A 2,554-nucleotide genomic window follows, 5' to 3' on the forward strand; every position below is an offset into this window, starting at 1 on the left:
CCCCGAAAACCAGAACCTTATTACCTTATTGATGTATGGCTGCTATTGTTTTTCTGTTTGGATGTATAATGGTCGGGCAATCATGGAAATTGTTTGTGAAACGTCTGGCCTGGTAATTAATCAGGGAACATTTTGGAGTGATTTCCCGCTTGATGGTTCATCAGCCGCTTCAGACCCATGGCACATCCTCCCATAATCATTTTAGGGCAAACCTACATACTTATTCTGGAGGCGGTTTTTTGCTGTTTTCCGGATGGGATACCCATTGTCAAAAAAAGATGTGATAAATTTGCATGATTTGTTCCCGGGTTGGATTATTTAGCCGCTTAAAACATTTTTTCCGTTCATCTGCGCAGCCCAAGAGCTGCGCCTACCGCTGGCACCTTATAGTACACCGGGGTGTCCTGTTGCGGAAGTCAAGAAAACATTAAGCTAAGCCAGCAATTCCACTTTAAAGCTTACTTGGATCGATGACTAAAAACCGCATTAATTTGCGGTTTTTTGTTAACTTGCGGAAGTATCATTAAAAAGATTAAGAAGGTAATCCACCATTGTGGATGTACCAGGAAGCTTGTGCGCAAGCCCGGACATTTCGACATTTTTACATTTTTACATTTTTACAAACTGCAACCACATGAAAGCGATTATTTATCCAATTTTTATTTTATTCCTGACTTTTTCACTCCCAACAGCAGTAAAAGCGCAGGCCCTGGTTGATTTGGAATCAGGACTTGTTTTTCCCGGTTATAATGATGTCCGCATTCCGGGTGATCAGGGTACACTATTTTCCCTGAAGGACGATCTTATATCGGAAACCACGTTTTTCTACAGGGTAAGATTGGGTTACACAATAAAATCGCGCCATACACTCTATTTGTTATATGCTCCCCTGGAAACAAAATCAGAAGGAAGCGTACCACATGATGTTTTGTTTGAAGGAGTGGAATTCCCGGCAAACAAAGAGCTTGAAGGCATTTATAAATTCAATTCGTACAGGTTGACATACCGTTACGAAATTGTACAGAACCCCGGCTTCGAGCTTGGGTTAGGATTGACTGCAAAAATCAGAGACGCGAAAATATCACTTTCCTCGCCTGATTTAGTATCTGAAAAAACCAACGTAGGATTTGTTCCAATAATTAACTTCAGACTATTGTGGAATATTGATAATAGATTCGGGCTCCTGCTTGATGGAGATGCACTGGCAGCACCGCAAGGCAGAGCAGAAGATGTGCTGATTGCTGCTACGTTTAAGTTGTCTGATCAAATGAGAGTCAGGGCAGGATACCGAATTCTTGAAGGTGGCGCAGATAATAATGAAGTGTACAATTTTTCTTTATTCAATTATGCATCTGTTGGAATAACTTACACTTTTAGAAGGACAAACAACTCAGATTAAAAACAATCAGTTCATGTGTTTATAATTTGTCGAAATGTCGAAATGTCGAAAAGGCTAAATGTCTAAAATCCGGATATTGGGTGTATAAAGTGCCTGTTCCAACAAATAGATAAATAAAAAAATGTGGGGAGGTAACCTTTATGATAGAACCCTTGGATTTACACGGCAAATAAACATGCTGTCTTTTCCAAAGCAAACATGTAGTGTTTTCGGAAGATAGAATTGAATTTCCACTACCGCCCCTTTCTTATAACATCCACCGTCAGCACGCCGCCAGCTAAATCTGTTTTATAGTGTAAGGGCTAATCCATTTTCGACTCTCTGCAAGACACTACTACCTGCTGCCTTTCCTGGCAAGAAATATAATCAGCCCAACCAAAGCGATTACGCCGCTGATAATTACAGGTGTCCAGTTGGCAGTGGTAACCGCTACTTCAGCACCAAGGAATTCAAAGCTTTCTGACTCCTGCATTGCTTCATAGCCAAAATATGCGAGACCAATAACCCCGATAATCAATAAGATAATACCAGCCTTTTTCATAGTATCAATATAATTGGTAAATGCATTATACAAACAAATATACGAAAATGTTATAAGAAGTTAAAATGATTCAACCGGTGCGTTGATCAAAAGTTAAAGAAGCAAGGCAGGTGTACCACAGGTTTATCCGTACATCATCATAAGGCAGTCAATCCCATCAGCAAACATATGCAAAAGCAGCCCGAGGCCTATAATATTAAAGGGTTTCCGAAAAAAAAGCAGCGCGACATACACCATCATGGCATAGTAAGTATTTAGTAATTAGTATGCAGTATGCAGTAAATAGCGTGGATAATTTACACATTTGCACATTTCCACATTTGCACATCTACCTCTGTGCATCTGCAGATCACTTTGCATGGAATCAAAATACATCCGCACCAACCCTGAATAACGTCCTTCAGCAGCTAATGACAGTGCGAAGCGCTTAATGACATGCTACTTCCAACCGAAGATGAGACTTAAGAGACTTGAGAGACTTAAGAGAGGAGGAAGCGAGGAAGAAAGAGAAACAAGCATTCATTATGAGGAACATAAGCCTAAAAACGAATACCTTGAAAAATAAATTACATGCTCCGGAAAATAAATTTAACGAATTTGCAGGAATTTTCTCT

General features: G+C 39.9%; 3 protein-coding genes. 2 read left to right on the forward strand and 1 reads right to left on the reverse strand.

Features of this window, described 5'->3' with window-relative positions:
- Together EA412_14105 and EA412_14110 are read left to right on the forward strand one after the other, a co-directional pair.
- Positions 1-196, forward strand: a 196-nt coding sequence (locus tag EA412_14105) for a hypothetical protein (GenBank protein TVR76217.1), incomplete at its 5' end; no start/stop codon positions are given.
- 438 nt (positions 197-634) lie between these two features.
- Positions 635-1,399, forward strand: a complete 765-nt coding sequence (locus EA412_14110; GenBank protein TVR76218.1) for a hypothetical protein — start codon at positions 635-637, stop codon at positions 1,397-1,399.
- A 334-nt stretch (positions 1,400-1,733) separates the two neighbouring features.
- Here EA412_14110 and EA412_14115 read toward each other — a convergent pair whose 3' ends face one another.
- Positions 1,734-1,940 (reverse strand): hypothetical protein, encoded by a 207-nt coding sequence (locus tag EA412_14115; protein ID TVR76219.1) that lies wholly within the window; start codon positions 1,938-1,940, stop codon positions 1,734-1,736.
- Positions 1,941-2,554: the final 614 nt, after the last annotated feature.

This window comes from Chitinophagaceae bacterium (genome assembly GCA_007695095.1).
Classification (GTDB): domain Bacteria; phylum Bacteroidota; class Bacteroidia; order Chitinophagales; family REEL01; genus REEL01.